Source organism: Streptococcus sp. 11273D007BT, from assembly GCF_053547195.1.
On record NZ_JBPWPE010000001.1, the window covers coordinates 1,077,507 to 1,101,969 of the forward strand.

The following is a 24,463-nucleotide window of genomic DNA, read 5'->3' on the forward strand; positions in this document are numbered from 1 at the left end:
AAGTATGATAAAAACAATAAAAGAAGTGCCAGGTATGCTGTTATACTGGAATTTGAACTTGAATATATTGGATTTAGAAAGTACAAAAGTAAATAGTCGGCATTATGCAAACTGGATTTGCCCTAGCTGTTCGTATCAATGGGAGGCTAAAATCAATGACATTTATAAAATAAGTCTGAAGATTCCCGATTTTTGTCCTTGTTGCAATCTTGGAAAAGTTCATATTAGTGAGATAAATAGCATCAAAGCTATGTTTCCTGACTTTGAGAATTATATAAATTATCATCGTGAGGATAGAGAAACGATTAGCCACTTACTACAGAATCAAAGATTTAACTCTAGACATATATTCCAACTTAAATGTCCAACTTGTCATAGCTCCTGGAGAGATGCAGCTATAAATTTAAGATTATTTCAGTCTGAGGAAAAGGAAATATTTCATATCGGTTGCAATGAGATGTCTTACCAGAATCACTATTCTGAAGTCTATCCGAATCTAGGGCAAATATACAACGATGAGTTGAATGATAGTCAATTCGATGAATTAAGGCTAAACACAAATGTTACAAAACCGATGTATTGGAAGTGTGACAAGTGTCTTTATGATTTCAAAATGCCAATTGATAGTTTGTTCGCTAGAATAAGGCGAAACGGCAGTTATTGTACCGAATGCAATGCAAGTTTCAATAACCCATTACAGAATTCATCAACAAATGCACCATTGGATTTTTTAACACCAGACTACATTGATGAATGGTCAGAAGAGAATAACATATCACCTAATCAAGTTGATGCGCTTTCAGATATTCCTGTAATATGGAGTTGTTTAAAATGCAAGGGTTCCTACACATGTAAAGTCTATGAAAGAACCAACCATAGTTGCCCATTTTGTTTCAACAAAGAAATGTTGAGAGGCTTTAATACACTAGATAAAACCCATCCATATCTAAAACAATTTTTACATCCAAATAACCAGGAAAGTCTAACAGAATATTGGAACCAATCCACTGAAGTAATCACTTGGAAATGCCCTTGTTGCGATATTTCATTTGAATGCAGTCCAAAAGAAATGATTGCTCGAACAGAACCTGAAAATCCCAATTTTCAATCCTGCCCAAATTTCTGCGAATGGTCAACCAGTGTATTTAAAAATAATTCTCTGTATAACGAACCCATTCTTATCAAAGAATGGAGTGAAAAAAATAAAATACCTATGTTTCTAGCCCTCACAAATGTAGAAACTAAGAAATATTGGTGGAATTGCTCAGATTGTAATAACGATTATCTTTGCTCTATACCAATTCGTAGAGAAATTCAAAGTTGCTGTCCATATTGCAATAATGAGTTGCCTTTAAAGGGAGTAAATACCTTGTTTGATATTTATCCTGAATTGAAATCAATCTGGGATAAAGAAAACAATATTACTACAGAATCTGTTATCTTGGATTACAAAAGTAATAGAAACTACAGTTGGCGCTGTAATAAATGTCAAATAAGCTACAGAGAAAGTGTCAATGTAGTACTGAACAGATACTTAACTGAACCGGTAAGTATCGATAATGTCTGTCCCAGTTGTAATAAACTAGATGTTCCTTATGTAGAAAATAACATGAGTGAAACGCACCCTCATTTATTGAAAGAATGGGATTATCGAAACAATATGTTGCTTGGAAATCCTGAGAGCCAAACCGAAAATAGCAGCCAGCAAGTATGGTGGATTTGCAACAATAATTCCGAACATCGCTATAAGGCATCTATTAAAAATAGAATAATGTATGAGATAAGAAATCAAGAGCCTTGTTCGGTATGTAAAGGATTTAGAAGAAAACGAGCTCATTTTGTTCAATTTAAGAAATAATAAAACAGGTCTAATGTATAGATCTGTTTTATTATTTATGTAAAAATTGGGGGTATCTCTATGTCCGAAAATATAGTTTTAGGTATCAAATTAACTAGAAAAATGTACTTTTGAAAAAAATTCCAGTTTTGTCGTTAATAAAGTACATTTTTATGGAAAAATGAGAGTATCTAGAAATTCCAGTTTAGCCTTGAATTAAGTACATTATTAGCTGATTTTTCCTAAAAAATTTTTTTTGGTTATTTTTTACGTATATTTTTATACATCTTTCCGAAAAACTGTAATTTTCTTGAAAAATCTGAATAGGTCTGTTATACTACTGATATAGATAATTGGAAAAATTTTTAGATGATTTTTGTACTTTTCAAACTAGAAAGACTAAAAATTTTATTTTTTAAAACAATATCCTTTGGGAATTGATGCTAAGACCAAATAAGATAATATTAAGGAGACTGTTATGCGCCGTGAATTGCTACTTGAAAAAATTGAAGACTTAAAAACCCTCATGCCTTGGTATGTTTTAGATTATTATCAATCAAAATTATCGGTTCCTTATAGTTTTACCACATTATATGAATATCTAAAGGAATATCGCCGTTTTTTTGAATGGTTAATTGAGTCAGGTATTTCGAATGCTGAAACTTTAAAAGAAATCCCACTAGAAACCTTGGAAAATTTAAGTAAAAAGGATATGGAATCTTTTGTGCTCTATCTTCGTGAACGGCCGTTATTAAATGCAAATACAACTAAGACTGGTGTTTCACAAACAACTGTTAATCGAACTTTGTCAGCTCTCTCCAGTTTGTACAAATATCTGACTGAGGAGGTAGAAAATGATCAAGGTGAGCCTTATTTTTACCGTAATGTTATGAAAAAAGTTTCTACAAAAAAGAAAAAAGAAACTTTATCAGCCAGAGCTGAGAATATTAAACAAAAACTTTTTTTAGGTGATGAGACGATGGAGTTTTTGGATTATGTAGATAATGAATACTCTAGCAAACTATCAAAACGTGCCTTATCTTCTTTTTTAAAAAATAAGGAACGTGATTTAGCGATTATCGCCTTGCTTTTAGCTTCTGGTGTGCGCTTATCAGAGGCTGTTAATTTAGATTTGCGTGATGTTAACCTTAACATGATGATAATAGAGGTAACTCGTAAAGGTGGGAAACGTGATGCTGTTAATATTGCAGGGTTTGCTAAACCTTATCTTGAAAATTACATGGCAATTCGTCAGCAACGTTACAAAGCAGAAAAAACAGATGTGGCCTTTTTTCTCAGTGAGTATCGTGGCATCCCCAATCGTATGGATGGCTCAAGCATTGAAAAAATGGTTGCTAAATACTCTGCTGGCTTTAAGATTAGGGTGACCCCTCATAAATTGCGTCATACTTTGGCAACGAGACTTTATGATGCTACTAAATCACAAGTGTTGGTGAGTCACCAACTCGGACATGCTAGTACTCAGGTTACAGATCTTTACACGCATATTGTTAATGATGAACAAAAAAATGCTTTAGATAAATTATAGTTGCTAGTCTTCTTCTACTTTTCTACTTCTGCTATTTTCAAACTTTTTCATGAAAAAAATACAGGGTATTTGGTATAATGATGATGGTACAAGATACAGGAGGTATTTTGATGAAATCTACTTGGATAAAAAAAGCGGGAAAGACGATAGGAACCATAGGGAATATTTTTTCCGTTCTGGATACGGTTAAAATGGTCGAGGAGGTTTCAAAACATAGTACTCCTTTAATTGATAAAGCTATCGAGAGACACTATGCTAGTAAAAAAGATCGTATTTTTCTTTCCGATGTTGTGCATATGTCGATTGATAAGGCAAAAGACCATTTAGAAGGACTAGGTTTAGTTGTTGCAATCCTTCCTGCAAAGCAGAGTCAGTTAAAGAAAGATATTCGACTAGATGAAGTTGTTCACATGGTTCCAAAGCCAGGATTTGTTTCTAAAGGCAGTTTAGTAAAACTTTATGTTGTAACAGCTGAACAAACTTTGACGGGCGAATCTTCTTCTCTTCCCAATCTTAAAGGGATGTTTTTGGAAGAAGCTGCTTCTCTTTTGGAAGAAAGTGGCTTTAAAGTAGCACGTATTCCGTTAAAAGCGGATAGAAAGTATTACAAAGAGGAGAGTTATCGTGTTATTTCAAGTGATCCAAAGAATAGACTTTTCTCTCAATCTCCGAGACTCGGAGTTATTATTCGCTTATTTTATTTAGATGATTCGACTTTACAAGAATCTCGTCATTTAGAACAACTTTATCAAGATAAAGTCCAAGAACAAAAACAAACCGTTATCGATTCCCTTAATCGTGTCAAAGGTCATTCTCGAGATACGATTCATCATGCCCGAAAGCTATCTCAAGTAACTTGGAGACGGGCTAAGATTCTTTTCAGACGCTAATGTGATAGTGTTGACTGAGTTATAGAAAAAAGCATCTCTTGATGCTTTTTTTAATAATTTATAAAAGTTGAGAGATCGGCTAAAGCTCGTTCAGCTATCTTTTCATAACGTTCTTTTTTATCACGAATGCGGGGTCCTTCCAATTCTTTAATGATTCCAAAATTGACATTCATAGGTTGGAAGTGCTTGCTATCAGCGTGAGTTACATAGTAAGGAAGACTTCCAATAGCTGTAGTATGAGGGAAGACTACCTCATCTTCTCCTTTAAAAAGTTTGGCGGCGTTGATACCTGCAACAAGCCCTGATGCAGCAGATTCAACATAACCTTCTACTCCTGTCATTTGTCCTGCAAAAAACAAGTTAGGATTATGACGTGATTGGAAGGTTTGTGTCAGCAAATTTGGTGAGTCCATATAAGAATTGCGATGCATGACACCATAGCGAACAAATTCAGCATTCTCAAGCCCCGGAATCATCTGAAAGACACGTTTTTGCTCTCCCCATTTCAAATGAGTTTGAAATCCAACGATATTATAGAGACTTCCAGCAGCGTTATCTTGACGAAGTTGAACAACAGCATAAGGTGTTTTAAAGTCTCCGTCACGTTGACCCTTATAATCGTCAGGGTATTCTAAACCAACTGGTTTCATAGGGCCATAAAGCATAGTCTTGATGCCACGCTTTGCCATAACCTCAATTGGCATACAACCTTCAAAATATTTCTCTTTTTCAAAACTATTAAGCGGAGCTTCTTCAGCATTGGTTAGCGCATCATGAAAAGCCAAAAATTCCTCTTTAGTCATAGGGCAATTGAGGTAGGCAGCTTCTCCTTTGTCATAACGTGATTTAAGGTAAACCTTATCCATATCAATAGTTGATTTATCGATAATAGGAGCTGCGGCATCATAGAAGTAAAATCCTGCACCACCATTAAGAGTATGAATTTTTTCAGCTAAGGCATCTGATGTTAAAGGTCCTGTAGCAATGACTGTGATAGTATCATTTGGGATTTCAGTGATTTCATCACGAATGACTTCAATGAGAGGGTGCTGTGTTACTTCTTGGGTAACCAGTTGTGAAAAACCTTCTCGATCAACTGCTAAGGCACCACCAGCTGGTACACGAGTTGCCTCAGCAGCTTTCATAATAACTGAATCTAGACGTCGCATTTCCTCTTTTAAAAGACCTACAGCATTGGTTAAACTATCTCCACGAAGGGAGTTTGAACAAACCAATTCAGCAAAATCAGTTGTTTTGTGCTGAGGTGTTGATTTGACACCACGCATTTCATACAATTTCACTGGAATGCCACGTTTGGCAATCTGATAAGCCGCCTCGGATCCTGCTAAACCAGCTCCGATAACATTGATATAATCTGCTTTTTTAATCGATTGAGACACTCACTAATACCTCTTTGGGAGCTACTCCCACAAATCTTTCTAACTAATTATTGAACATCTATTATAACAGAAAATTAAAACTCAAGCAAAATACTGCATCCACTATTTACATAATTTTTGTTATGTAGATGATTATCGAAAAATAGAGGAGATTATTATGATCTCCTCTAGGTGTAGATTGGTATGTTCTATTTTACTTTTTCTTCCTGGTAGTCGCAGTCATCATTGCTACAAATAACTTGCTTGCCCCCACCACGAACTTTTTTCTCAATAAGGAAATCACCTGATTTCGGACATGTACGTCCTACAGGTTTATCCCAAGAGGTAAATTCACAGTCTGGATAACGATCACAACCATAGAAGAGTCTATTTTTCTTGGTTTTACGCTCAATCACTTGACCTTGTTGACAAAGAGGACAAATGACACCGATTTCCTTGGTAATAGCTTTGGTATTGTGACATTCTGGGAAATTACTGCAGGCATAAAATTTACCATAGCGCCCCAGTTTAATAACCATCTCATAACCACAAACATCACAATCAAAACCTGCCGGTTCATCCTTGATTTGAATTTTTTCCATTTCGGTCTCAGCTTTGGCCAATTCTTTTTGGAAAGGTTGATAAAATTCATCGATAACCTTTTGCCATTCTTCTTTTCCAACTTCAACAGCATCAAGTTTGGTTTCCATCTCTGCTGTAAATGCAACGTTTACAATATCAGGGAAAAACTCTACAATTAAGGAATTAACAATTTCACCTAGTTCCGTAGGTTCAAATCGTTTAGACACTAATTTTACATAGTATCTTCGTTGAATGGTTTCTAACGTAGGAGCATATGTAGAAGGGCGTCCGACACCATTTTCTTCCAATGTCTTAATCAAGGTTGCCTCAGAATAACGTGCAGGTGGTTGGGTAAAGTGTTGTTCAGGATGGGTAGAGACTTTTTGGACGGTGTCTCCTTCTTCCATCTCTGGTAACATTTTATTTTTGTCTGAATCATTATAAACTGCCATATAGCCTGGAAATTTTAATTGGCTACCATTTGCAGTAAAGATAACACCATTTTGTGATAGGTTAACTTTCATTGTATCAAAGATAGCTGCAGTCATTTGACTGGCTACAAATCGATTCCAAATTAAGGTATAAAGCTTTAACTGATCTTTATCTAGGAATTTGGCCATGGCTTCAGGTGTATTGGTGACACTTGATGGACGAATAGCCTCGTGTGCATCTTGTGCCCCTGAGGCGTTCTTCACACGATTCCCATGTTTTGAGTATTCTGCTCCGAATTTTTCTGTAATAAAGTTTGCGGCATCATTTTGTGCAATCGGACTAATACGGGTTGAATCCGTACGCATATAGGTAATGAGACCTTGATGTCCTGCTGATCCTAAACTAATCCCTTCGTAGAGCTGTTGGGCAACCATCATGGTTTTTCGTGTTCTAAAGTTAATTTTATTGGCAGCATCTTGTTGAAGAGATGAGGTCGTGTAAGGTAAGGGAGCATTTCGACGGCGTTCCTTTTTTTCTACCTTATCTACATTAAAGGCATCACTTGTGATACGTGATAAAACAGTTTTGACCTCCTCATTGGTCTGTAGTTTTAACTTTTTACCATCTAAGCCGTAAAAGCTAGCGCTAAATTTTTTATTTCCCTTTTTAAATAGTGTATCAATTGTCCAGTATTCCTCTGGTTTAAACGCTTTGATATCATTTTCACGATCGATAATCAATTTTAAAGCAACAGATTGTACACGTCCCGCAGACAACCCTTTTTTAACTTTTTTCCATAAAATCGGCGAAATAGAGTAACCAACAATACGATCTAAAACACGTCTAGCTTGCTGGGCATCGACTAAATCCATATCAATTTCCCGTGGTTCCACAAAAGCATTTTTGACAGCGTCTTTGGTGATTTCATTAAAGACGACACGGTTTTTATCCTTAGGATCTAGTCCTAAGATATGAGAAAGATGCCAAGAAATCGCCTCTCCTTCACGATCGGGGTCACTTGCCAAGAAGACTTGCTTGGCATTCTTCGCTTCTTTTTTCAGAGAGTTAATCAAGGGACCTTTACCGCGGATATTAATATATTCTGGCTCGTAATTATTGTCAAAATCAATAGACATACTAGATTTCTTGAGATCTCGAATATGTCCTACGCTGGCTACAACTTTATAAGTTCGCCCCAGATATTTTTCAATGGTTTTAGCTTTTGCTGGAGACTCCACAATAACCAATTTTTTCTTAGGACTGTTTTTTTTAGTCGTTTTCTTTTTTGTAGCTGTTTTTTTAGTTGTTGTCTTTGTTGCCACACTCATTCTCTTTTCTATACTTTTAGATAAACCAAAAAGAATGATATATCATTTTTTAGACCTTGTCAATAAAAAAACATTTTCTTATAGGAAAACTTATTTTAAAAATGATACTCTGAAAGGATGTCAAGCCCTGTTGTGACGCACTTTGCTCCCTCTTTTATCAAGTGATGACAACCTTCAGAATTTCCGTCTAAAATATTACCTGGTACCGCAAAAACATCTCGGCCCTCTTCTAGTGCACGCTCACAAGTAATCAAGCTACCTGAGCGGATTTTTGCCTCTACAACAAGCACCCCAAGAGAAAGCCCTGCGATAATCCTATTTCGCTCAGGAAAATGATGACGTTTTGGGCCACTATCTGGACCGTACTCTGATAAAATGAGGTGGTTTTTACTGATATAGTCTTGCAAGGGACGGTTTTCTTTTGGATAGTATTGAGAAAGTCCATTACCTACTACAGCTATAGTCTTTCCGCCTTGCTTTAATGTGGCCATATGAGCTGCAGTATCAATTCCTCGTGCTAGACCACTTACAATAACAAAGTTCTGATTTAATTCTGCCAGTAATTTTTTAACCGTTTCTGAACCTGCTTGGCTGGATTTCCTAGCACCGACAACTGCTAATTTAGGTTTTTCTAACAGTTCTAAAGCCCCTTGATAGAATAATAAGACAGGCGGATTGTAAATCGCTTTTAGTTCTTCCGGGTAAACCTGATCTAAAATTGAGAACGATGGGAAACGCTTAAATTCTTCCAGCAATAGTTTTTTATCCAAACTTTTATACCGTTCTAACACCAGACTAGGATGTTTACAATTAGCAATACGGATCATCTCTTTCAGTGATGGTGACGTCTGATTTTTTTTGATATAGCTTAAAATTTTATTCAGACCTAGATTGGTAATACCTGCTGTTTTTAGTTTATACAATTCAAAATTATTCATAATTTCCCTCCATTATTCTATTCGATAATGGAGAGTTGTAGTTAATCATTTATTTTTTTAAATTGACAATAAGCTCCAACTAGGTTGGCTTGTTGTCGAAAAGAGCAAGCTATGATAGGCAATTGACTTAATTGATTAGACAAACCAACTTGCTCTCCTAATAGTTGAAGGTATTGCTTGGTAATTTCTTCTATTAGTAAGGGTTGCTGACTAATACCACCCCCAACAGCTACCATTTCTAGTTTAAATATATTTCGTAAATTTAAAATCAATATGGCAATATCTTGGCAATATTTTTCGAAAAGTTCTTGTAAGTTTTCTTTTTGACCGAGCTTGAGTTGCTCAAAAACCTCTTGTCCATCCTCCTTTTTTAAATCTAAGATTTGACTCGCTCGCTTAATAAATTGAACTGCAGAACCGGTGTTAGTGATAAGGTTGCCGATGCCGTTGATTTGTAAACCTAACGATTGCGACAAACTCTCAATGCCTTTAAATTCACGAAATCCTCGTTCCCAAAGGTCTGAGGCTGAAAAATCTTTAAAGGTCATCAGATTTTGATCAGAAACCAAGGCCAAGCCTACACCTGTCCCTAAAACGAGAACAGCTCCATAGTGGCAGCTTTTCAGACTTCCGTATCGCGACTCTGCTAACCCTGCAGCATCTGCATCATTCAACACACTGACAGGGAGGTGATACTTTTCTTCTAAATGCTTCCCCAATGGAAAGTTTTTTAGGTAACTAATCAGACCACCATGATAAACATAGCCACTGACCACATTGATTTGCCCAGGGCACGAAATTGCCACGCCCTTAATCTGATGATGGTAGTCTTTTATAAGTGACTCTAGATAGAGAAGGAAATGATTTAACTGATCAGGTGTCTTGTGTTTTTGTTGATGTGATAACACAAGATTATCATCTATTAGGGCTGATTTAATAAATGTCCCTCCAATATCAATGCATAAGTGCTGAGTCATCAGTTTCTTGTTTCTCCTTTTTTGTTTCATCAATAGTTTTAATGATACGCGCTGGATTACCAGCAATAAGGACATTATCTCCGTAAGACTTTGTGACAACGCTACCTGCCCCCACTACAACATTATCACCTAAAGTGACACCAGGAAGGATAATAGCTCCGCCTCCAATCCAAACATTGTCCCCAATGGTAATAGGCGCTCCGTATTCTAGCCCTGCGATTCTCTCTTTGGCTGTTAGAGGATGCAAGGGGGTTAATAATTGAACACTTGGTCCTAACATAGCATTATCTCCAATCCGAATATCACAGACATCTAACATGGTACAATCAAAATTGGCATAAAAATTTTCTCCAACATAAATGTTAGTACCATAATCGCAAGAAAAACGTGGCTCCATATAGATAGAGTCACCGGTTGCTCCAAACCATTTTTTTAAAATTGAAGCTCTCTTTTTACCATCTTTTTCTTCATTAAATGCAGCCATATTTTCTCTGGCCTTTTGGCGTAAACCTTTTAGTTCAGCATCCCCAGCATCATATAATTGTCCTGCTAACATTTTTTCTCTTTCTGTCATAATCCACCTCTATTGATATATTATATTATCCTCACTATAAAACTTTGATTCAAGATTGTCAATTTCTTTTTAACTTTACTACAAAAAAGCCCCCTTCGTCTCCAAGCATAGAGGCTCAATGAACCTGCTAAGCTTGGAAATGAAGGGGCTTATTCTAAAAATTAATGCTAGACGTTATATCTTAGTCTCTGTCTTTTAAAACAATATTTAATAAAAGAGCAGCTAGTGTACCTGTTGAGATACCTGATGATAAGACCATTTGAAGTGGTGTTGGAAGTGAGCTTAATAATTCTGGACGAACGGTTACACCAATTCCGAGTGCGAAAGCAACGGAGATAATCAAAAGTTCACGATCTCCCATTTTTACTTGTGCTAGTGTTTTAATCCCTTGAGCAGCGACCAGTCCAAACATGATGACACCAACCCCACCTAAAACAGGTTGAGGCATGATTGAAATTAGGGCTGAAATTTTAGGGAAAATTCCTAAAGCAGTTAAGATGATTCCTGCGACTACCATAACATGTGTACTAGCAACCTTGGTTAAGGTAATCAAGCCAACATTTTGAGAGAAAGCTGTGTTAGGGCCTGCACCGAAGAAACCTGCGATTAAAGAACCAACCCCATCTGCTAACACTCCATTTGCGGCACGTTCACTTGACACTTTTGTATTTGATGCCTCACCAATTGCCATCATGATCCCAACTGTTCCAATAAGAGAAACAATATAAGCAGGGATGAAGGATAAAATGGATGAAAGATCAAACTTTACCCCATAGCGAAGAATGGCTGGAAAGGAAATCCAAGCTGCATCTCCTACTGCTGATAAATCAACCTTCCCGAGAACAATACAGAGTAGGTAACCAAAAATCATACCGATAAAAACAGAAGCGGTTTTCCAAAGGCCTTTTCCGAAATGATTAAGTAAAAGTGTAAAGACCATAACGATAAAAGCGATGCTAATATTTTCTAAAGAAGCATAATCTTTGGCACCTGATCCTCCCGCTGCCCAGTCCATGCTAACTGGTAAAAGCGTAATCCCAATTAGTGACACAACTGTCCCTGTAATAAGAGGTGGGAAGAATTTCATCAAAGGCTTGATGAAACGGCTTAGAACAATTTCAACTAAAGAACCTGCTATAGTGGCACCAACAATCCCTGCAATCCCAAAACGTGAACCAACACTGATGGCTGGGCTTGCAAAAGTAAAGTCTGTTCCCATCATCCCAGATACACGTGCTCCGATAGGTCCAACTCCTTTTGATTGTAGAATTGTTGTAATCCCTGCGACAAAAATTGCGGCAGCAACCATAGTCGAGGTGTCTTCAACACTTAATCCTAGAGCTGAAGCTACCACTAGGGGAACTGCGATAATTCCTGCAAAAGCAGCTAAAATATGTTGAAGTGCCAAGATAACTGTCACACCAACAGGTGGTTTGTCATCTATCCCGTAGAGCATTTTTTCTGGCTCTTTAACTGAATGTTCTTTAGACATATTGTCTCCTTTATGTAAAAATAATGATGTCATCTATTTTATCATAAGATGTTCTTTCTTTCAAGGTTAAAAGCGAACGTTTTTTATCAGCGTAACATATTTATTCGTATTTTAGACGATGGAAATACATCAAAAAGACCCTCGTAAGAGAATCTCTTTGTGACGTATTGGTTGTTAGTCGAAATTTAGCATTGATTTAATCGGCTCAAAACTTTTTCGATGAATGGGAGTGATACCAAATTGATGGAGTGCTTTTAAATGCTCTGCTGTGCCATATCCTGCATTTTTTTCAAAACCATAGCCAGAAAACTTCTGATCATAATCTGCCATCATTTTGTCTCTTGTAACCTTGGCTACGATAGATGCTGCGGCGATAGACAAGCTGTTAGCATCTCCTTTGATAATGGCTGTTTGCGGTATAGATGTCTCCAACTGCATCGCATCAATCAGTAGGTGATCAGGTTTTTGATTTAATTCACCTAAGGCTTCTAACATAGCTAATTTTGTTGCCTCGTAAATATTAACCTGATCAATGACGCCAGCATCCTTTACTCCCACTCCAACTGCTACCGCTCGTTCCATAATTTCTTGGTAAATAACTTCATGCTTTGATTTAGGAATTTTCTTGGAATCATTGAGGTAGCGGATCTTACAGCCTTTTGGAAGAATAACCGCCGCAGCTACAACGGGACCTGCTAGAGGCCCTCTTCCGACTTCATCTATTCCAGCAATCCACTCTACATTATTGTCGTAGAGTGATTTTTCATAAGATAACATAGCCTCTAAGCGAGCATCTTCTGCGAGTTCTTTTTCCAATTCTTTTTGGCGTTTTTTTATAGCTGTTTGAACGCCTGTCCGATGATCTGTTGATAATTCTTGGAAAATAGGGCTGTCAAGCTGATGAACTTCCTGCAATCGTTCTTTTATCTCTTTAATCGTTGCCATCTAGATCACTTACCTTATCAAGTGTATAGGTTCCAAGACGACCATCGCGGATATCTTTTACAAACAAAGTATAAAAACGATCATAGTCATCTCGAAAACCATGTTTTTTTGTAAGATTCATAATTATCTCAGGCGTCTCTTCATCTAGATCAATTCCCTTAAAACGCTCTAGTAATCTCTCAGGGTAGTTAGCTTTAAAGTAATCTAATCCAAAAATAGTCACCTCGTCCATAGGCAATAAATTATCCTTAATGGCCCCTGTCAAGGCTAACTTCAAACCTACAAGTTGATCTTCAAATTTTGGCCAGAGAATTCCTGGAGTATCCAGAATCTCCAAATCCTTATTAGATTTTAACCATTGTTGTCCCTTTGTGACACCTGGTTTATTTCCGACAACTGCAATTTTCTTTCCTGCCAAACGGTTCATAAGAGTTGATTTGCCAGCATTTGGGATACCAATGATCATAGTGCGCAGAGTTTCTTTTTGGATTCCTCTTTCGCGGAGACGTATAATTTTATCTTTCATCAGCTCCTTAGCTGCGTCAGTTACTTTTTTCACTGTCGCTTGTTCTTTTGAGTTGATAGCTAAGGTTTTAATCCCTTGTTTTTCAAAATAGCTCTGCCATTCTTTCGTTAAAAAAGGATCAGCTAGGTCAACCTTGTTGAGAATCATAAGTTTTGGTTTATCTCCAACAATTTTGGTCAGCATGGGGTTTTGACTAGATAAAGGTAGTCGAGCATCAACTAAAATTGTTACAAAGTCAACGTGTTTAATATTTTCTTGAACTTGACGACGGGCCTTGGACATATGCCCAGGAAACCATTGAATAATTGCCATGAGTGTATAATTCCTTTCTCTATGTGATTTGCTACGGGGACAAATCAACTTTTTTCTTGTCGAGATCAACTTTACTAAGCTAATCACCTAGAAACTTATCTGATTTTTTTCTAAGTTAAATCATATCAAAATTTAGCTTCAAAAACAACACATGGAAAAATACAAAAAACCCGTCATTGACGAGTTTTTGTTTTTATGAAATAGTGCTATTGTGTTTTTCCGATAAAGTCAATCATTTCATCTAACTCTTTTTTACTCTTAGTCACAAGTAGATAAGCATCATTTCCTTGTAGCTCCGCAAAAGCATCAGGCATACGTTTAACGGCCTTGAGATTATCTGCATAGCGTTCATAAATCTCAGTAGCTGGGTAAAGGTAGTTGGTGGTGTCACGGCGTGTAGCCACAAGGCAATATTGTGGCTCAAACACACGCTCTTCCACATTTCCACCGGTCACGATATTAGCATAGTCTCGGAAAAGGTCAATTGAATGCGCATAGTTATAAGCTTCGACAGTAAAGCCCCCTGCCATACGGTTATTGTACTCAATAGCAATATAATCTTTTCCGTCTTTGAAAAACTCAATGTGGAAGAAGCGCTCTTTCATTCCAAATTCTTTAATAATGGCACGACCATATTTGACTAATTGGGGATCCAACTCTTTTTCGATATAATAAGCATTGTCTTTTTTACTTTGCATCAATTCAAATGGGGTGTGAACATAAGTTAAGCCTGTTTCAAAGACCACATTTCCATGACGATCAACCAAACCATCATAGGTTGTGATGATACTAGAATTGACAAATTTTTCAAAGAAGTAAGCAGTTTGTCCATCCCAAGCTTGTTTAAAAGTTTCCAAATCAGCTTTTTTAGTTAATTTGAAAGTTCCTGAAGCACCAACGCCATTGTCAGGCTTAGCAATCATAGGAAATCCAATTGTTTTTACAGCTTTTTCAATGTCTTTTTCTGTTTTAACCACCATGCCCGGTACGACTGGTACACCTGCTTTAGTGAAATGTTTTTTCATCTCAGACTTGTACTTCGTCTTTTTAAGGTGTCTTGGTTTAGCACCGAAAATGTTAAATTGTTCACGGAGGGTAGCATCATTTTCCAACCAGTGCTCATTGTGGGATTCCACTCGATCAATCGGGCCATGTTTATACATCAAGAAAGCTGTTGCTCGCTTAACCTCATCAATGTTCTCCAAGTCATTGACGCGAAAATATTCTGTAAGAGCATAACGTAGTTCTTCAGGCAATTGATCATAGGGTTCTTGCCCAATACCTAGAACTGTAACGCCTTCTTTTTTAGCCAATTCAATCGTGAAGGGTTGGAAATTTTCTGGATAAAAAGGGGAAATAACGAGATAATTCATAGGTAGTCCTTTCTAGATTAAAGTCCGATAGAATGTAAGAAGAATGGCATTTGTTTTCTCCACCAAACCCAGTCATGAGCAACATCAGTTCCCCAGGTGTCAAACCAAGCTGGAATATTCTTCTCTTCAAAGGCACGTTTTAGGTTGTAGAATGAGTCCAGACCGTCTTGTTCCCAATCACCCAAACCTGTGCAGACGATAATATCAGCTTGACGGTATTTATCAATAAACCAGCCATCATTTTGATTCCAGATGTAGTCTGCTGGTGAGTTTTGATAAACGGCATCATCATGACCGTAATCTTGGTTATTGTTAAAGAATCGAGCATCATAAACACCTGAAAGAGCAATGACTTTTGTAAAGACATCAGGATGTTGAAGGAAAAAGTTTAGCGCGTGATAAGCTCCCATAGAACAACCTGTCGTCATCATACCATCATTCCACCCGGTCTTGTATTTAATGAATGGAATCGCTTCTTCAATGACATAGCGTTCATAGGCGCGGTGAGCTTCAGCTTTATCGTGAATAGACTTCCAATCAGCTAACCAACTTTCCTTATCATAACTAGTGAGGGTGAAAAACTGGACTTTTCCAGCTTCAATTGAACCACGACAAGCTTCAATCATTCCAAAATCCGCATACTCATTGTATGAGCCACCTGATGAGGCAAAAACAACCACAGGAATACCTGCGTGGCCATAACGATTGACATTCATTTCTTGACCAAGATTTCCTGACCAATGACTTAAAAATTCTACATGCATATTTTTTCTCCTAACTATTTCTAACGATTACCACTTTTCACTTAAAAAACGTAAGCAATCTGGTAAATAAGCTGCCCAAGCCTCTTCATTATGAACAGCACCTGAAACAACTTCTAAAGCAATATTATCTAGCTCAACTCCTCCTGCTACCAATTGACGATAGTAAGTTAAGGATGAATTGATATAGGCTTGCTTGATGTTACCTGCCATGAGAGTCTTATCGGTGTCATCTGCTTCTTCTGTTCCAACATAGATATAGACACGCTGCTCTTTATCTAATGGTTGGCGTTCAATATAACGATCAAACGCTTCTTGGTGAAGCCAGTTGGCTGATGAAAAGACCCCTAAACCACCAATTTTATCTTGATAGGCTAAGCCCATAAATTGTGTAATATTCCCTCCAAGAGATGAGCCAATCATAGCTGTGTGAGCTTTGTCTGCTTTGGTACGATAGTTTTGGTCAATAAATGGTTTGACCACTTCCATCACAAATTCGGCATACAAGGTTCCTTTGCCACCAAACTGAACTCCTGGAATCCCCATTTCGCTAAACTTCCAAGCAGCGTATTCATGCATCCGTTCAGCACCATCATTGTCAATGGCAACAATTATCATCTTTGCAATATCTGGATTTCGCTTAATCGTTGGAATAATCTTCCAAGAATGACCCGAAAAGGCTTCTTTACTGTATAAAACATTTTGTCCATCATGGAAATAGACGACAGGATAGGAATCAGCGGTGTCTTCGTCATATCCTTTCGGTAGTAAGACACGAACGCGACGTTTTCTACCAGTGAAGGGAACCTCTAATTCGTGGGTTTTCATATCCAAATAAAAGTAAGATTTATTCATATCTATCTCTTTCTAAACAGTGTTTTTAGTATTATACCATAGTTTTTCAACAAATATTCAGAAAATTTAGTTATTTCTGTTCTTTTTTGAATAAAATTGTGATTAGTTTGGAGAATAATGTTATTTTTAAAACTATTAAGGAAGAGAATAAAGGACCGCAAGCCTAAGATATAGAAAAACTGCTCCATCAAACTCCGACCCACATCGTTTGAAGTCTGAAAATATTCAGAAATATACTGCATTAAGAGTAGCAAGGAAATAAGGGCCATCGGTAGAAATATCCACACAAAGTTGTTTTGCCAATCTCCAGCCACAGCTCTTGATGATACTAAAAGACAAATCATCTGAAGAAACATAAAAATAATATTCTTTAGGCTATTGTTTCCAAATCGGTTTGTAAAAACGGTTTGCACCATCCACGAATTAACAAAAACAATTAGACCTACTGAGAAGTTAAAAAAGGATTGGGGACTGACTACTCCATGATGTGCATGATGGATAATCGACGTTAGCTGACTGATGGTATAAACATAAACTAAATCATAAAATAATTCCGTCAACTCGACTTTTTTATGTTTGATGAAAGACGCTGTACGCCAACAATTTCAGGATGCTTCACCACAAAATCTTCTAAAATCTCCAAACTTCCCTCAATGTTGTTCAAAGACAGCATGGCCACTCCAGCTAGAAATTGATTTGGATAGGTCTGAACAGTTCCCAAGAGCTCTTGATTGACCTTTTTTACCAAAGCCAAGGCCCAACATTTTTTGGTAAAACTGAGGCAACAATACATGAGCAAATACATCTATTTTCATACATCAATCTCCTTCCAACTATCTTTTTCGTCCGTCAAAATAGCATACTCTTCAAAATAGGAAAGCTCTTGCTCAATATCACCAGATTCATATAGGGATATTTTATGCTCCAAACGATCTATGGAACGCTGGAGGTTAGCTTGCTTTTGATAAAGAGTCGCCAGTTGCCCCGTAACAAGTTTTCACGTTGGTCTTTTGCCTGATATCTGTAATTGTATAACGTTCAGTACTCATTACAAGAACTCCTTCCATCATTTTACACCTTTCATTACACTACTTATAGTTCACTATAAGTCAATCGAATCACAAAATCTTTTATATGCTCTTGAAAAAAATGAATATTGGAGTAAACTATAAGGTGTTAATCAAAGGAGGCTTTATGAAAATTTATGTTCAATTTATGATTATTCTTTTCTTTGCCTTTGTAGGAGAAGGCATCTCAACACTTGGGCATCTTCCCATACCAGGTAGCATTATTGGCTTGTTACTGCTTTTTATCGCTCTAAAAGTAAAACTGATTCGGTTGAGGCATATTCACTTAGTGGGGCAATTTTTACTAGCCAATATGACGATTTTATTTTTACCTGCTGCTGTTGGGATTATGGAGCGCTATCAGGAAATTGTACCTTATTTATTTCCGATTAGCTTAATTCTTTTCGGGGCCTTGGTTTTAAATATTGTTGTGATTGCTTTTATTGTAGGTTTTATAAAAAATAAATTTGAAGGAGACTTTCCAAATCATGACTGAACTCACTCTGAATCCTATGTTTGGGATTTTCCTATCTATTTTGGCTTATTATATTGGTTTATTACTATTTAGGCGTTTCCCACATCCTATAACAACCCCTCTTTTAGTTGCTACGGCTCTCGTTATTATTGGATTAAAGCTGCTTCATATTCCATATAAAAACTATTATGTTGGAGGAGCCTATCTCAATATGTTGATTGTTCCTTCGACCGTGGCTTTGGCTATTCCCTTGTATCGTAATTTCCATTTGATGCGACATCATTTTAGGAGTATCTTTTTGAGTATTACCCTTGCCACTATTATCAATACCCTCTACACTCTTTTAGTAGCAAAATATTTTGGAATGAAATACTTTTTAGCCATCTCTCTTATCCCAAAATCAGTGACAACCGCCATGGCAGTTGGAATGATTGATAAGATGCAAGGCATTACGACGGTGACCCTACTAGTTGTTGTCATCACAGGTATCCTAACCAGTGTGCTCGGTCCTGTTTTGCTCAAGTGGTTAAACATCAAAGACCCTATTGCTATTGGCGTTGCTTTAGGAGGAACAGGTCATGCCATCGGAACAGGGGCTGCTTTAAAATATGGACAAGTAGAGGGAGCAATTGCTGGCTTATCTATTGGAATTACGGGTATTCTTTATGTTATCGTCAGCCCTATCCTTGCTCAACTCATTTTATCCTAGCAAGTTGTAAATGTTGTCTCAAAGAATTATCTATCAAAAAACACAAAGTTTCAATGAAAGAAACTTTGTGTTTTTAGTAGCATTAATAATCAGCAAGTTGAATTCTATTTAAAATGACGTGTTCATTTTATCATTCGATTCTTAGCTACCAAGCAAGCCAATTATATTTGTGAAAGACTAAGATCAAAGACATTGATTTTGCTTGATTTCTTATAAAAATTTGTTCATCCAGACCTCATCACCAAAATGATACAGTGGTATAAAACTCAAACACTGTGGGATGATATATTCGATAGCTCTCAATTTGTTTTTTTATCTGTACTAGCTTTTAATCCCAATTGTACCATTTTACGACCTCCTTTAGATTCCATTACACCATTCCTTTTTCTTACATTTAGCAACCACTTTTCTTGCGACTTATTTGCTATTTTTGATACAATAAATCAGATCATTTTCAGAAAGGAATGACTTTTTTATGTCAAAAAACAAGCCAGCATCCCCTATATTGTTAGGAAGTAGTCTTTATCTCGTTCTTCTTTGGTTGATTGTTTTGTTCCAAACTTCTATTTTTCACAATTGGAGCATCAAACATTTTTACCTTGGGATTGACAGCATTCCAGCATTACTTGATGGCAATATCATAGACAACCTGTTATCCAAGGGAAAAAGCTGGCTCGTCATTAGCGCTATTTTCTTCTTACTTGAGATTATCCTTTACTTCTATCTGAATAACTTTTTCTTTAAAAAATTAAAAACGACGACTCAACGAGGTAGCCAAAGTTTGCGGTGGAGTTATCTGTTTTTAAATCTTGTCCCAATTTTTCTGTTGCTAGTTGGTGTAATCTCTAGTTTCCAAACGAGTCTAACCCTTTATCAAGACTACACTGCCTTTCGTAGTTTGGACTTAGACCAGGTGATAAAAGGGTTAAACCACGAAATCTCAACCATGCCACTCAACACTTTAAAAGATATTCAAGCCATCTTAGAAAGCCTGAAACGCTACATTCACGATAACAGTATCTTACTAAATATGTATAACTCCTTCTTTAAACAATATGATCTCGTTGCCAATCTTCTTGCTTGGTGGAACAATTGCTTCCTTCTCTTATTATCTTTGGCAAGTTTCTTACAGATACGTCTATTTTGGCGAAACAAAAGCTCCTTTAAACGTCTTAGCCTTACTATCACATATAAAAAAGACTAACCAAACTCTCTCAAATATAGAATTTGAGAGAGTTTTTCTTGTTTTCATCGTAAATAACTTCTATTTTTACTCAAAATTTATTATAATTTAACATTAGAGGTGAAAAAATGAAAAAACAAGCTTTTAGTTCCGAAAACTATTTAGATTTACAACGTGATCATATCCTTGAGCGCATTGAGCAATTCGGTGGAAAACTCTACCTTGAATTTGGTGGGAAGATGTTGGAAGACTTCCATGCCGCACGCGTCTTACCTGGATATGAGCCAAATAATAAAATCAAACTCCTTCACGAATTACGTGATCAAGTTGAAATTGTTATTGCCATCAATGCTAGTAATATTGAACATTCTAAAACTCGCGGTGACTTGGGGATTTCTTATGACCAGGAAGTATTTCGTCTGATTGACACTTTCAATGAACTCAACATTTTTGTTGGTTCTGTGGTCATTACGCAATATACTGGTCAGCCTGCAGCAGATGCTTTTCGTAAAGAGCTTGAAAAAAATGGCATCGCGTCTTACCTTCACTACCCAATCGCTGGTTACCCAACAGCTGTTGACCATATCATTTCACCAGAAGGCATGGGGAAAAACGACTACATCAAAACAAGTCGCAATCTAGTCGTTGTCACAGCGCCAGGACCAGGATCAGGTAAATTAGCAACCTGTCTATCCCAGCTCTACCATGATCAAGTGAATGGCGTGACCTCTGGTTATGCAAAATTTGAAACTTTCCCAGTTTGGAATTTACCACTCCATCACCCTGTCAACCTAGCTTATGAAGCTGCGACAGCAGACCTTGATGATGTTAATATGATTGACTCATTCCACCTAGAAGCTTACGGAGAAACAACTGTCAACTACAACCGTGACATTGAGATTTTCCCTGTAGTATCGCTCATGTTAGAGCGCATTCTAGGGAAATCACCCTACCAATCTCCAACAGATATGGGAGTCAATATGGTTGGCTTTGCGATCACAGATGATGAGGCTGCTCGTGACGCTTCTAAGCAAGAAATTATCCGTCGTTATTATCAGACTGTGGCAGACTACAAAGAAGATAAGGTGGCAAAATCTGCTATCACCAAGATTGAACTATTGATGAATAACCTTGGTATCACTCCACTTAATCGTCAAGTGACCGTCGTTGCTCGTCAAAAGGCTGAGGAAACTGGACAAGCTGCACTGGCTATGGAATTGCCTAATGGTCAAATTGTTACAGGTAAAACATCAGAACTCTTTGGTCCATCTGCTGCTGTCATCGTTAACGGGATTAAAGCTCTAGCAGGTATCGACAAGGACACACACCTCATCCAACCTGACTATGTCAAACCTATTCAAGATTTAAAAGTTGACCATCTCGGCAATCGCAACCCTCGTCTTCACTCAAGTGAACTGCTGATCGCTCTAGCCATCACTGCTATGACCGATAATAATGCCAAAAAAGCTATGGAAGAACTTGGAAATCTGAAAGGATCTGAAGTGCATTCCAGTGTTAGCTTACCTGAAGAAGACAAAAATGTTTTCCGTAAACTTGGTATCAATGTTACTGTTGATCCCAATAGACAAAGCGAGACACTTTATAAAAAGTAAACACATCACAAAAGAGCTGGGGGAATCAATTCTCTCTAGCTCTTTTGTTCTAAAACTATTAGCAACGAGGTTTTTATGAAAATCGTTACATTTTTAAAAAAGTCTATTTCTGTAGGTACTGCCGTCATGATGGCAATCTTGACTATTTCTTCTTTCCTTGTCCAAACGATTATTTATGTTGTTCGGTATGAATGGGCAGATATGATTAGTCCTAGACCCTGGGTCTATCTCTGCTTACTAGCTTTTTTCCCCTTAAGTATCATCATTAATAAGCTTCTTGACCACCTCACAAAAAAGCAACTCTTCATTTTGCTAGCGACACTCTTCAGCTTAGGTGGGCTACTTCTTATTGCCTTGACGACTGATATTACACGAGATGATGCAGCGACAGTCTTTCGTTCAGCTGTCAGTATCAATCAAGGTAACCTTTCCTCACTTAATGAAGGTGCCTACCTCTTTCGCTACCCTCACCAATTAGGGTTGGTTACATTTGAGCGTATTATCCTGACAATCATTCCGATTCCTAGTATGGTTGTTTTCTTCCTGCTTAATATCATTGCCATTCTTCTCACGAATGCTATGACTTGGAAAATAGCTGAACTCCTCTTTGATAATGACCGTGTCAGCAAGTGGACCATTTTTCTCAGCTTTACCTTTCTTCCTCAGTTTTTCAATATCCTATTTGTTTATGGTATTGTTTACAGTTTAGCCATAGCGAGCGTTGGCATTTATTTCTTTATCCGATACCTATCAAATCATCAGCGCAAAGATGCTCTAGTTAGCCTGTTGACTCTTGCAACTGCCTACTGGATAAGAAATAATAACATCATTCTCCTCATAACTGTTTCTGTTATTATCCTACTTGAAGCTGTTTATCAAAAGAATAAACGTTTGATTTGCTACCCCATTATTCTCTTTGGACTAGCGATCAGCTTTAACAAAGCAACTCTCAGCTACTATCAATATTTAGCTGGTCATGAATTAAAAGGTACGCCTAAAGTTGCTTGGCTAGCTATGGGGCTTCAGGATTTAAAAGATAATCACCGTCAACCTGGATGGTACACTTCTTATGTCAGAAATATTTATTTTGAAAAATCTGGAGACTACGATCAAATCAAAGAAGATGCTGATAAAATGGTTACCCATGAGATGCAAAAATTTTTTGAAAAACCAGCTTATGCTTGGACATTCTTTTCTACTAAATTTTTGACCACTTGGACAGAATCAACCTTCCAATCAATCTGGTCAGGACCTAGTAAACCTCAAAAGCAACCCCTTGATAATATTTATGCAGCCTCTATCTTTAATGGCAGATGGGGGTATCGTATCATTTACCAAGTGACACATGCTATGCTGATTCTTATCTACTTAGGGGCATTTCTCTATCTTATCTTTTCTAAAAATATGAATCTTATCATCCTCTATCCTTTCATCTACCTCGCAGGTGGCATTATATTCCACTTACTTTGGGAAACTAAGAGCCAATATGCAATCCCCTACGTGTATCTCTTAATTCCTTTTGTCGTAAAAGGTTGGGGAGAGACCTATCACTTCTTCAAACAAAAGAAAAACTTCAAGAACTAAGATGTCTTGAAGTTTTCTCTTTATTCTGATACTAGAAGCATGGATTTAATAGCTTTTCGGTCAGCCATATCTTGGTAAGCCTGATTGACATCATCTAGCTGATAGGTGTCTGTAAAGACTTTACCTGGATTGATATCGCCATTTAATACTGCTTGAAGAAGAACGGTTTTAACATAAGTCGTTACTGAAGCAGATCCGCCTCCAATGGTAAGGTTTTGCACAAAAGTTGAGCCAAGTGGACGGTTATTATAGTGCGGGACCCCAACGTAACCAATGCGACCACCATTATGAAGAACACCGATAGCTTGCTCGATAGCAGCCTCAGTTCCCACACATTCTAGGGCAGCATCTGCACCACCACCTAAAATCTCACGAACTTTGGCAATACCTTCTTCACCACGTTCAGCGACAACAGCTGTAGCACCAAGCTCTAAGGCTAATTTTTGACGATCTTCATGACGGCTCATCATGATGATTTGTGAAGCTCCTCGCATCTTAGCTGCAATGACAGCACATTGACCAACAGCACCGTCACCAATGACCACAACCTTATCCCCTTTTTCAACTTGAGCGACTCGTGCCGCATGGTAACCTGTTGGCATCACATCAGCTAGGGTTAAGAGGGATTTTAACATGCCTTCTGAATAATCTGATGGCTGACCAGGAACCTTAATCAAGGCCCAGTTTCCATAGTGGAAACGCAAATACTCTGCTTGGAAACCACCGCCCCAGTTCGTTGGTGCTGGGTGGTTGTCACAAGTCCCATCAAAACCTGCACGACAGGCCGCACACTCTCCACAACCATGTGTGAAAGGCGCAATCACAAAATCTCCTGGTACTAAGGTAGTGATGTCTGGACCGACCTCCTCAACAATGGCCAATGCCTCATGCCCTGAGTTATTAGTATGACTTTCCCGTGCATCTCCATGCGAATAGGACCATAAATCTGAGCCACACACACAAGCTCTCACAATGCGTAAAATCACATCATCACTGGCTTGAATCTTTGGCTTGTCAACTTCCTCAATAATCATTGACCCAGCTTTTTCAAAAATAGCAGTTTTCATTAGTTTCTATCCTTT

The 24,463-nt window shown here is 37.5% G+C and carries 22 protein-coding genes; 8 read left to right on the forward strand and 14 right to left on the reverse strand.

From position 1 onward, the window contains the following. Window positions 1–4: 4 nt before the first annotated feature. The 3 genes from ACEE75_RS05540 to ACEE75_RS05550 all read left to right on the forward strand — a co-directional run bounded on the left by ACEE75_RS05540 (window position 5) and on the right by ACEE75_RS05550 (window position 4,276). A complete protein-coding gene (locus ACEE75_RS05540; RefSeq protein WP_449173583.1) occupies window positions 5–1,858 on the forward strand; it encodes a zinc-ribbon domain-containing protein in 1,854 nt (617 codons plus the stop codon). A 457-nt stretch (window positions 1,859–2,315) separates the two neighbouring features. Then, the gene (gene xerS, locus ACEE75_RS05545; RefSeq protein ID WP_427895365.1) at window positions 2,316–3,386 is read left to right on the forward strand and encodes a tyrosine recombinase XerS; all 1,071 of its coding nucleotides are present in this window, start codon (window positions 2,316–2,318) and stop codon (window positions 3,384–3,386) included. 110 nt (window positions 3,387–3,496) lie between these two features. Continuing rightward, entirely contained in the window at window positions 3,497–4,276 is a 780-nt protein-coding gene (locus tag ACEE75_RS05550; protein WP_449164860.1) for a PASTA domain-containing protein, read from the forward strand. A 50-nt stretch (window positions 4,277–4,326) separates the two neighbouring features. On the opposite strand, the gene trmFO is transcribed toward ACEE75_RS05550, so the two are convergent. From trmFO to ACEE75_RS05615, 13 genes are all read right to left on the reverse strand, one after another. Beyond that, window positions 4,327–5,676: a methylenetetrahydrofolate--tRNA-(uracil(54)-C(5))-methyltransferase (FADH(2)-oxidizing) TrmFO gene (trmFO, locus tag ACEE75_RS05555; protein WP_447574200.1), complete on the reverse strand. Its 1,350-nt coding sequence runs from the start codon at window positions 5,674–5,676 to the stop codon at window positions 4,327–4,329. Window positions 5,677–5,864: 188 nt separating this feature from the next. Beyond that, on the reverse strand, window positions 5,865–7,997 hold the full coding sequence (topA, locus tag ACEE75_RS05560) for a type I DNA topoisomerase (RefSeq protein WP_447574199.1): 2,133 nt from the start codon (window positions 7,995–7,997) through the stop codon (window positions 5,865–5,867). Between the two features lie 95 nt (window positions 7,998–8,092). Next, window positions 8,093–8,935 carry a DNA-processing protein DprA gene (dprA, locus tag ACEE75_RS05565; protein WP_447574198.1) on the reverse strand — a complete coding sequence of 281 codons (843 nt, stop codon included), beginning with the start codon at window positions 8,933–8,935 and terminating at the stop codon, window positions 8,093–8,095. Between the two features lie 41 nt (window positions 8,936–8,976). Further along, window positions 8,977–9,912, reverse strand: a complete 936-nt coding sequence (locus ACEE75_RS05570; RefSeq protein WP_447574197.1) for an ROK family protein — start codon at window positions 9,910–9,912, stop codon at window positions 8,977–8,979. Further along, on the reverse strand, window positions 9,890–10,489 hold the full coding sequence (locus ACEE75_RS05575; RefSeq protein WP_447574208.1) for a sugar O-acetyltransferase: 600 nt from the start codon (window positions 10,487–10,489) through the stop codon (window positions 9,890–9,892). Before ACEE75_RS05575 ends, ACEE75_RS05570 begins: the two co-directional genes overlap by 23 nt. A gap of 178 nt (window positions 10,490–10,667) precedes the next feature. Continuing rightward, on the reverse strand, window positions 10,668–11,978 hold the full coding sequence (locus ACEE75_RS05580; RefSeq protein WP_447574196.1) for a nucleobase:cation symporter-2 family protein: 1,311 nt from the start codon (window positions 11,976–11,978) through the stop codon (window positions 10,668–10,670). A 174-nt stretch (window positions 11,979–12,152) separates the two neighbouring features. Beyond that, the gene (locus ACEE75_RS05585; protein ID WP_447574195.1) at window positions 12,153–12,923 is read right to left on the reverse strand and encodes a ribonuclease HII; all 771 of its coding nucleotides are present in this window, start codon (window positions 12,921–12,923) and stop codon (window positions 12,153–12,155) included. Further along, window positions 12,910–13,761, reverse strand: a complete 852-nt coding sequence (ylqF, locus tag ACEE75_RS05590; protein ID WP_447574194.1) for a ribosome biogenesis GTPase YlqF — start codon at window positions 13,759–13,761, stop codon at window positions 12,910–12,912. The genes ACEE75_RS05585 and ylqF overlap by 14 nt, the downstream gene beginning before the upstream one ends. A gap of 206 nt (window positions 13,762–13,967) precedes the next feature. Beyond that, a complete protein-coding gene (locus ACEE75_RS05595; protein ID WP_449164861.1) occupies window positions 13,968–15,134 on the reverse strand; it encodes an ATP-grasp domain-containing protein in 1,167 nt (388 codons plus the stop codon). A gap of 17 nt (window positions 15,135–15,151) precedes the next feature. After that, entirely contained in the window at window positions 15,152–15,898 is a 747-nt protein-coding gene (locus ACEE75_RS05600; RefSeq protein ID WP_277066634.1) for an esterase family protein, read from the reverse strand. Window positions 15,899–15,925: 27 nt separating this feature from the next. Then, window positions 15,926–16,750, reverse strand: a complete 825-nt coding sequence (locus tag ACEE75_RS05605) for an alpha/beta hydrolase (protein ID WP_449164862.1) — start codon at window positions 16,748–16,750, stop codon at window positions 15,926–15,928. Window positions 16,751–16,752: 2 nt separating this feature from the next. After that, window positions 16,753–17,310: a low temperature requirement protein A gene (locus tag ACEE75_RS05610; protein ID WP_447575009.1), complete on the reverse strand. Its 558-nt coding sequence runs from the start codon at window positions 17,308–17,310 to the stop codon at window positions 16,753–16,755. Further along, complete coding sequence (locus ACEE75_RS05615; RefSeq protein ID WP_447575011.1) at window positions 17,307–17,504, reverse strand: hypothetical protein; 198 nt, start codon at window positions 17,502–17,504, stop codon at window positions 17,307–17,309. The genes ACEE75_RS05610 and ACEE75_RS05615 overlap by 4 nt, the downstream gene beginning before the upstream one ends. Window positions 17,505–17,944: 440 nt before the next feature. Between ACEE75_RS05615 and ACEE75_RS05620 the strand changes: the two genes are divergently transcribed. The 5 genes from ACEE75_RS05620 to ACEE75_RS05640 all read left to right on the forward strand — a co-directional run bounded on the left by ACEE75_RS05620 (window position 17,945) and on the right by ACEE75_RS05640 (window position 23,381). Further along, window positions 17,945–18,313: a CidA/LrgA family protein gene (locus ACEE75_RS05620; RefSeq protein WP_427895398.1), complete on the forward strand. Its 369-nt coding sequence runs from the start codon at window positions 17,945–17,947 to the stop codon at window positions 18,311–18,313. After that, a complete protein-coding gene (locus ACEE75_RS05625; RefSeq protein WP_447575013.1) occupies window positions 18,306–19,001 on the forward strand; it encodes an LrgB family protein in 696 nt (231 codons plus the stop codon). The genes ACEE75_RS05620 and ACEE75_RS05625 overlap by 8 nt, the downstream gene beginning before the upstream one ends. A gap of 475 nt (window positions 19,002–19,476) precedes the next feature. Then, window positions 19,477–20,205, forward strand: coding sequence for a hypothetical protein (locus tag ACEE75_RS05630; RefSeq protein ID WP_447575015.1), 729 nt, complete (start codon window positions 19,477–19,479; stop codon window positions 20,203–20,205). Between the two features lie 107 nt (window positions 20,206–20,312). Next, the gene (locus tag ACEE75_RS05635; protein ID WP_447575017.1) at window positions 20,313–21,797 is read left to right on the forward strand and encodes a DUF1846 domain-containing protein; all 1,485 of its coding nucleotides are present in this window, start codon (window positions 20,313–20,315) and stop codon (window positions 21,795–21,797) included. Between the two features lie 75 nt (window positions 21,798–21,872). Next, the gene (locus tag ACEE75_RS05640; RefSeq protein ID WP_447575018.1) at window positions 21,873–23,381 is read left to right on the forward strand and encodes a hypothetical protein; all 1,509 of its coding nucleotides are present in this window, start codon (window positions 21,873–21,875) and stop codon (window positions 23,379–23,381) included. Between the two features lie 20 nt (window positions 23,382–23,401). Here ACEE75_RS05640 and ACEE75_RS05645 read toward each other — a convergent pair whose 3' ends face one another. After that, window positions 23,402–24,448 carry a zinc-binding dehydrogenase gene (locus ACEE75_RS05645; protein WP_427895408.1) on the reverse strand — a complete coding sequence of 349 codons (1,047 nt, stop codon included), beginning with the start codon at window positions 24,446–24,448 and terminating at the stop codon, window positions 23,402–23,404. Window positions 24,449–24,463 lie beyond the last annotated feature (15 nt).

What these genes read in the sequence shown, in the direction of transcription:
- ACEE75_RS05550 (WP_449164860.1), top strand. Translation starts at nt 3,497, where the DNA reads ATGAAATCTACTTGGATAAAAAAAGCGGGAAAGACGATAGGAACCATA.
- ACEE75_RS05570 (WP_447574197.1), bottom strand. Translation starts at nt 9,912, where the DNA reads ATGACTCAGCACTTATGCATTGATATTGGAGGGACATTTATTAAATCA.
- ACEE75_RS05620 (WP_427895398.1), top strand. Translation starts at nt 17,945, where the DNA reads ATGAAAATTTATGTTCAATTTATGATTATTCTTTTCTTTGCCTTTGTA.
- ACEE75_RS05600 (WP_277066634.1), bottom strand. Translation starts at nt 15,898, where the DNA reads ATGCATGTAGAATTTTTAAGTCATTGGTCAGGAAATCTTGGTCAAGAA.
- ACEE75_RS05605 (WP_449164862.1), bottom strand. Translation starts at nt 16,750, where the DNA reads ATGAATAAATCTTACTTTTATTTGGATATGAAAACCCACGAATTAGAG.
- ACEE75_RS05580 (WP_447574196.1), bottom strand. Translation starts at nt 11,978, where the DNA reads ATGTCTAAAGAACATTCAGTTAAAGAGCCAGAAAAAATGCTCTACGGG.
- ACEE75_RS05540 (WP_449173583.1), top strand. Translation starts at nt 5, where the DNA reads ATGATAAAAACAATAAAAGAAGTGCCAGGTATGCTGTTATACTGGAAT.
- dprA (WP_447574198.1), bottom strand. Translation starts at nt 8,935, where the DNA reads ATGAATAATTTTGAATTGTATAAACTAAAAACAGCAGGTATTACCAAT.
- ACEE75_RS05625 (WP_447575013.1), top strand. Translation starts at nt 18,306, where the DNA reads ATGACTGAACTCACTCTGAATCCTATGTTTGGGATTTTCCTATCTATT.
- ACEE75_RS05635 (WP_447575017.1), top strand. Translation starts at nt 20,313, where the DNA reads ATGAAAAAACAAGCTTTTAGTTCCGAAAACTATTTAGATTTACAACGT.
- ylqF (WP_447574194.1), bottom strand. Translation starts at nt 13,761, where the DNA reads ATGGCAATTATTCAATGGTTTCCTGGGCATATGTCCAAGGCCCGTCGT.
- ACEE75_RS05585 (WP_447574195.1), bottom strand. Translation starts at nt 12,923, where the DNA reads ATGGCAACGATTAAAGAGATAAAAGAACGATTGCAGGAAGTTCATCAG.
- ACEE75_RS05630 (WP_447575015.1), top strand. Translation starts at nt 19,477, where the DNA reads ATGTCAAAAAACAAGCCAGCATCCCCTATATTGTTAGGAAGTAGTCTT.
- ACEE75_RS05645 (WP_427895408.1), bottom strand. Translation starts at nt 24,448, where the DNA reads ATGAAAACTGCTATTTTTGAAAAAGCTGGGTCAATGATTATTGAGGAA.
- xerS (WP_427895365.1), top strand. Translation starts at nt 2,316, where the DNA reads ATGCGCCGTGAATTGCTACTTGAAAAAATTGAAGACTTAAAAACCCTC.
- topA (WP_447574199.1), bottom strand. Translation starts at nt 7,997, where the DNA reads ATGAGTGTGGCAACAAAGACAACAACTAAAAAAACAGCTACAAAAAAG.
- ACEE75_RS05595 (WP_449164861.1), bottom strand. Translation starts at nt 15,134, where the DNA reads ATGAATTATCTCGTTATTTCCCCTTTTTATCCAGAAAATTTCCAACCC.
- ACEE75_RS05640 (WP_447575018.1), top strand. Translation starts at nt 21,873, where the DNA reads ATGAAAATCGTTACATTTTTAAAAAAGTCTATTTCTGTAGGTACTGCC.